The sequence below is a fragment of the Paenibacillus sp. 7516 genome, from assembly GCF_002272715.1.
Lineage (GTDB): Bacteria > Bacillota > Bacilli > Paenibacillales > Paenibacillaceae > Paenibacillus > Paenibacillus illinoisensis_A.
Window position 1 is genome coordinate 648184 of the sequence record NZ_NPBI01000012.1, and the last position, 6485, is coordinate 654668.

At 49.8% G+C, this 6485-nt stretch carries 5 protein-coding genes and 2 tRNA genes; 5 read left to right on the forward strand and 2 right to left on the reverse strand.

All coding sequences use genetic code 11. The annotated features are described in order from the left end of the window. The first annotated feature begins 26 nt into the window (after positions 1-26). Positions 27-2216 carry an alpha-galactosidase gene (locus CHI14_RS14105; RefSeq protein WP_095289068.1) on the forward strand — a complete coding sequence of 730 codons (2190 nt, stop codon included), beginning with the start codon at positions 27-29 and terminating at the stop codon, positions 2214-2216. A 278-nt stretch (positions 2217-2494) separates the two neighbouring features. After that, the gene (locus tag CHI14_RS14110; protein ID WP_095289069.1) at positions 2495-4714 is read left to right on the forward strand and encodes a Tex family protein; all 2220 of its coding nucleotides are present in this window, start codon (positions 2495-2497) and stop codon (positions 4712-4714) included. A gap of 145 nt (positions 4715-4859) precedes the next feature. On the opposite strand, the gene cmpA is transcribed toward CHI14_RS14110, so the two are convergent. Continuing rightward, complete coding sequence (cmpA, locus tag CHI14_RS14115; RefSeq protein WP_095289070.1) at positions 4860-5003, reverse strand: cortex morphogenetic protein CmpA; 144 nt, start codon at positions 5001-5003, stop codon at positions 4860-4862. Between the two features lie 209 nt (positions 5004-5212). Continuing rightward, positions 5213-5569 carry a hydrolase/acyltransferase gene (locus tag CHI14_RS14120; protein ID WP_095289072.1) on the reverse strand — a complete coding sequence of 119 codons (357 nt, stop codon included), beginning with the start codon at positions 5567-5569 and terminating at the stop codon, positions 5213-5215. A gap of 121 nt (positions 5570-5690) precedes the next feature. Between CHI14_RS14120 and CHI14_RS14125 the strand changes: the two genes are divergently transcribed. From CHI14_RS14125 to CHI14_RS14135, 3 genes are all read left to right on the forward strand, one after another. Continuing rightward, a complete protein-coding gene (locus CHI14_RS14125; protein WP_095289073.1) occupies positions 5691-6161 on the forward strand; it encodes a SprT family protein in 471 nt (156 codons plus the stop codon). Between the two features lie 153 nt (positions 6162-6314). Then, a tRNA-Asn gene (locus CHI14_RS14130) sits at positions 6315-6390 on the forward strand. Positions 6391-6396: 6 nt separating this feature from the next. Continuing rightward, positions 6397-6485, forward strand: a tRNA-Ser gene (locus tag CHI14_RS14135).

Consider the following 6485-nt stretch of genomic DNA (forward strand, 5'->3'; position numbering starts at 1 on the left):
GATGTATATAGAGGTGGAGGAGACATATGAGCATTTATATCAATGAAGAGAAACTACAATTTCATTTACAAACCCGCAAGGCAAGTTACGTATTCCAGGTGCTTCCTTCGGGATATTTGGTACATCTGTATTATGGCAAAAAATTACGCGACTCAGATCTGAGCTGGCTCCATGTTCGGACAGAACGCGCTTCCTTCAGCCCGAATCCGGTACCTGAGGATCGGACAATCTCATTTGATACGCTGCCGCTGGAGCTGCCTGTATACGGAACAAGTGATTTCCGTAACCCGGCCGTACAGCTTCAACTGGAGAATGGTTCAAGTGTCTCGGAATTTACGTATGTTGGCCATCGGTTGGAGAAAGGCAAACCTGCTCTTCAAGGATTGCCTGCGACCTATGTGGAAGCTGCAGACGAAGCTGACACACTTGTTATTGAAATGGAGGATCGCGTGGCAGGAGTCCGCATCGAGCTCTCCTACACAGCTTATTCGTCCTTTAATGCAATTACGAGATCGATGCGTATCATTAATGAGAGCGCTACCTCGGTGAATGTGGCTCGTGCACTAAGCACATCCGTCGATTTCCCGCATGCTGATTATGAACTGCTGCAGCTGTCAGGTGCATGGACGCGGGAACGCGATATTGTTCGTCGCCCACTGGCTTCTGGCTTGCAAGGCGTGGAAAGCCGCCGTGGTTCAAGCAGCCATCAACAAAACCCGTTTATTGCGTTAATGACGCCAGGTACGGATGAAGATCAGGGAGAAGTGTACGGCTTCAGTCTCGTATATAGCGGAAGTTTCACAGCGCAAGCAGAAGTGGATCAGTTCCACACCACGCGTGTATCACTCGGCATTAACCCGTTTGAGTTCAGCTGGAAGCTGGAATCCGGAGAAGCTTTCCAAACGCCTGAAACGGTCATGGTATATTCGGATGCAGGACTTGACGGCATGTCCCAGTCTTATCACGAACTTTATCGCGAACGACTTGCTCGCGGCAAATTCCGCAATACAGAGCGTCCGGTACTCGTGAACAACTGGGAAGCGACGTATTTTGGTTTTAATGCAGACAAGATTGAACAGATTGCCCGTGCAGGGAAGAAGCTTGGCATCGAGCTGTTTGTATTGGATGACGGCTGGTTCGGACATCGCGACAGTGACAACTCCTCGCTGGGTGACTGGATTGTGGACAAGAACAAGCTTCCTCAAGGTCTGGATGATCTGGCGAACCGTGTAACCGCACTGGACATGCAGTTTGGATTGTGGTTCGAGCCAGAGATGATCTCGCCGGATAGTGAATTGTATCGCAAGCACCCGGACTGGTGCCTGCATGTACCTGACCGTCGCCGGACAGAGGGCAGACAGCAATTGGTATTGGATTTCTCCCGCCAAGACGTTCGGGATGAAATCGTACGTATGCTGAGCGACGTATTGGGATCTGCGCCGATTTCGTATGTGAAATGGGACATGAACCGGAATATGACGGAGATCGGCTCTGCACAGCTGCCTGCGGACAGACAGCGTGAGACAGCTCACCGCTATATGCTTGGATTATACGAAGTGATGGAACGGATTACGTCCTCATTCCCTAATATTTTGTTTGAAAGCTGTTCAGGTGGTGGCGGTCGTTTCGATCCGGGTATGCTGTATTACATGCCGCAAACGTGGACAAGCGACAACACGGATGCTGTATCCCGTCTGCGCATCCAATACGGGACAAGTCTCGTGTATCCGGTAAGTTCCATGGGATCACATATTTCAGCCGTACCGAATCATCAGGTTAACCGCATCACATCGCTGGAGATCCGCGGACATGTTGCCATGTCGGGCAACTTTGGCTACGAGCTTGACCTGACACGTTTCACAGAGGAAGAGAATGCCATTGTGAAGGCTCAAGTGGAGCTGTACAAGGAGATTCGGGGCACCATTCAGTATGGCACGTTCCGTCGTCTGCTCAGTCCGTTTGAGGGTAACGAAACGGCATGGATGTTTATCGCACCCGATGGAAGCGAAGCGGTTGTATTTTATTTCCGCGTCTTGTCCGAGCCAAATGCTCCTCTCCAACGTCTGAAGCTAAAAGGATTGGATCCTGATGCCGATTACCGCCTGAAGGGCAGCACCGAGACGTACACGGGCGATGCATTGATGTATGGCGGAATTTCCGTAGGCCGTGCCACAGGAGATTATTTGAGCGAGATGTTCCGTTTTGAACGGGTATAGGTAAATCCTGCGTTTAATGCAGTGCTTTTCGGGGAAGACCGGAATACGTCGGGGTGACGTTTTTCGGTCTTTTCTTATGGGTTACGCGAAGCGATGAACCATAAACTTCACTGTAAGAACTTGTAACTGGTAGGAATGCTGGAAAACTGAACGGAATTTTGTGATAATATAGGGAAGAGCAATCTGCATGAGTGCAGGTTCGATACTGTGATTACAGCAGCATAGCTGCCCTGAACATGCTTAATCTGAAACGATTCAGGAAGGAAAGAGGGATTTATTTGTCTGAACAGGGAACGGTTCTGGAACCCAATGAAGAAACAATAAAGGCGGAACGCCAGGAAAGAATCATCAAACAGGTAGCCAAGGAACTGTCACTGGCCTTGAAGCAGGTGCGCACGACGTCAGAGCTTCTGGAAGAAGGCAATACGATTCCGTTTATCGCCCGCTACCGTAAAGAAATGACTGGAGAGCTGGATGAGAACCAGCTGCGACTGATTGAGGAACGTCTCGTATATCTGCGTAACCTTGAGGATCGCAAAGTGGAAGTCATCCGTATTATAGAAGAACAAGGCAAACTGACGGGAGAACTGAAAAAGTCCATTACCCAGGCTGTGAAGCTGCAGGAGGTAGAGGATCTGTATCGTCCTTATCGCCAGAAGCGCAAAACGCGTGCCAGCGTAGCCAAGGAAAAAGGTCTTGAGCCCTTAGCCGTATGGATCTGGAGTCAACCGAAACAGGGGAATGTGCTCGAAGAAGCTGCGCGTTACATCAATGCAGAGCTTGGAGTGGACGATGCAGAAGCAGCCCTTCAAGGAGCCAAAGACATTCTCGCTGAGAACATCGCTGATGATGCTGCTATTCGTGCGTGGATTCGTCGCTATACGCTGGATCATGGCATGTTGACTTCGGAAGCGAAGGATGCGGAACAGGAATCGGTCTATGAGAACTACTATGATTATCGTGAATTGGCCAAAAAGATGCCTCCGCACCGGATTCTCGCTATTAACCGCGGGGAGCGTGAGAGCATTCTGAAAGTAGGTCTGGAGGTTCCGCCTGAACCGGCACATCGTCACATGGAAGGTCAGGTCATCAAAGGTGCATCTGCAGTGCAGGATGTATTGCGGGCTGTCATTGAAGATGCCTACAAACGTCTGATTGCACCTTCAATTGAGCGCGAAGTCCGGGCGGAACTGACGGAAAAGGGAGAGAGCCAGGCAATCTCCGTGTTTTCCGCCAATCTGCGTAACCTGCTGCTTCAGCCGCCGATTCATGGCAAACGTGTGCTTGGTGTCGACCCTGCTTATCGTACGGGCTGCAAACTGGCTGTAGTGGATGATACGGGCAAACTGCTGGAAGTAGCGGTTACGTACCCGACGCCACCTCACAACAAAAAGCGCGAAGCAGCCGAAGTATTCCACCGGATGATCAAGCAGTATGACATCGGACTGATCGTTATCGGGAATGGTACAGCTTCCCGTGAAACGGAACAGTTTGTAGCTGAGATCATTCAGGAAAATGGCGATGAAAGTCTCGTGTACCTCATCGTTAATGAAGCAGGAGCAAGTGTGTATTCCGCTTCCAAGCTGGCACAGGAGGAATTCCCGGATCTGGACGTGGCCGAACGCAGTGCAGCTTCCATTGCCCGTCGTGTACAGGACCCTCTGGCTGAACTGGTGAAAATTGATCCAAAGGCCATTGGCGTAGGCCAATACCAGCATGACGTTTCTCAAAAGATTCTGGAGGAAAGTCTGAAAGCAGTCGTGGAATCTGCGGTTAACCATGTAGGCGTGGATGTGAATACGGCTTCGCCATCGTTGCTGTCCTATGTGGCTGGCGTGAATGCGACGATTGCCAAAAACATTGTGAAGTACCGCGAGGAAAACGGACGCTTTACGAACCGTCGTCAGCTGCAGAAGGTACCACGTCTGGGTGCCAAAACCTATGAACAATGCGTAGGTTTCATGCGCATTGGTGAAGGTGAGAATCCGCTGGATCGTACACCGATTCACCCGGAATCCTACAAGGTCGTCGATCAGTTGTTCAAAGAACTTCAGGTGGAACTGGACAAGTTGGGCAGCAAGGAGCTGTCTGTGCTTCTATCCGAACAGCAGCCTGAACAACTGGCTGTGAAACTGGACGTGGGTGTGCCTACACTGCGCGACATTCTCGACAGCTTACAGCGCCCGGGACGTGACCCTCGGGAAGAAATGCCGCTGCCTATTTTCCGTACGGATGTCCTTAAAATTGAGGATTTGGTTGAAGGCATGGAACTCCAAGGTACCGTTCGCAACGTAATTGATTTTGGTGCCTTCGTCGATATCGGGATCAAAAGTGATGGACTTGTCCATATTTCACAGCTGAGCAACGGTTACGTCAAGCATCCGATGGATGTTGTTTCTGTCGGTGATAATGTAACGGTATGGGTGATGAATGTGGATACCAAAAAGGGCCGGGTCGGCCTGACTATGAAAAAGCCTGCTTCGAAGCAGACTTCCTAGTCCCATGACCCGAGAACAGCCTTCCCAGTTGCGGGAAGGCTGTTTGTTGTCGGCTCGAATGGTGCTGTCGACCGTTCCATATTCTTCGAATGAGTTAATGTAGGAAGAGAGAATGGGCTGTATACATGAAGAGTGAGGTCAGATTCTAGAGTTCACGATCCGCGCTGCGCGGTGTGCCATTAGCAGGTTTGTTCCGGTAAAAGAACCAGCATTCGTTCAGCAGCTTGATCTGTCTGCTGTCTTTCTTGTGAAATGCACGCATCAGTTGATTGCAAAGCCATTGAGGCAAAGGGATCTCCTCCTCTTGCATAATTCATCTGTACGTTAGCATATGTGGCAACAGCCTGGACTGTGCGGATTAAGCCGCGCGGAACGTGTAAAAAACTATGCTCGACTTGTCAACTGACCTGTCGATTCAGATAAAATAAAAAGCGCAAATCCGGTTACGGAAATGCGCTTACAGGTTAGGATGTGCACTTTTAGAAAACGATAGATGAATCAGCGTGTTTCCATTTCTTCTTCGTACCATTGTTCCAGCTGGGCTTGAAGGGCCCGAATTTCGGTGAGTAAGGAAATCAAGGGATAATGCGTCTCGCGCAGTTTGGCGAAACTATGCTCAAGCGCATTGATGTAATCCAGCCCTCCGGTGATACTGAGCTGCTCGTTCAGAAGATCAAGGTCGTCACATTCAGCGATGGCCCAGGGCAGTACAGGTACATCCGCTGCAGTAAGTTTATCAATCTCTTTGTGCAGACGCAGGTTGAGTGCACTGAGTTGATAGGCGTAATCAGCGGGCATTTCAACAAACTCTAATTGCTGTTCCTGCTGCAGGATGACATAACGCATTGTAGGCATAACGTGTAATAATCTCCCCTCATACATTCTACTTGACAGTGTAGCCTACGAAACGGTTAAAATTCAAGTATTATAGAGGAAAATTGAGCGGCCCAAGAGGTGAGAAAGGAGGGGGAACCGGGTGGATAATGCTGAGCTGCAGCAGTGGATTGAGCAGGTATCGCTGGATCATTTCGGGGTTCCGTTTACCCACGAGGCCTTGTTTAATCGACGTCTGACGACAACCGGCGGCCGATATATGCTGAAGAGTCACCGAATTGAGATTAATCCACATCAGCTTGAAGCATACGGGCGGGATGAGGTCGAGAAAATCATAAAGCACGAATTGTGCCACTACCATCTGCATATTCGCGGACGCGGCTATCGCCACAGGGACCCGGAATTCAAGGCTCTTCTGCAAAAGGTAGGCGGTTCGAGGTTCTGTCAGTCCCTTCCGGATGGCAAGGGCAGGAAGCCGCAGCCGTATCGGTACAAGCTGGTATGCAAGAGCTGTGGAACGGAATATCTGCGTAAACGAAAAATGGATCCCAAACGATACAGATGCGGCCGATGTGCCGGCAAGCTGGCTCTTCAAACCATCTCTAACGAGTAGTGTTCATCCTAATGGATATAACCGGCTTGAGGCGGGGATACAATATACCTGTATAAGCTGTATTTTCTCCCTTTATTACAGTTAGCAAGAAAGTATAGTTAAGATGTTGACTTGGCTTATTAATCATGATAAATTATGTTTATTCGAGATTATTCCCTGATAGCTCAGTTGGTAGAGCACTCGACTGTTAATCGAGTTGTCACAGGTTCGAGTCCTGTTCGGGGAGCCATTTCTTGGAGAGATACCCAAGTGGCTATAAGGGGACCCTCTGCTAAGGGGTTAGACTGCGTAAGCGGTGCGAGGGTTCGAATCCCTCTCTCTCCG

Excerpts from the sequence above, each read along its gene's own strand:
- CHI14_RS14105 (WP_095289068.1), top strand. The coding sequence starts at position 27 with ATGAGCATTTATATCAATGAAGAGAAACTACAATTTCATTTACAAACC.
- CHI14_RS14120 (WP_095289072.1), bottom strand. The coding sequence starts at position 5,569 with ATGCCTACAATGCGTTATGTCATCCTGCAGCAGGAACAGCAATTAGAG.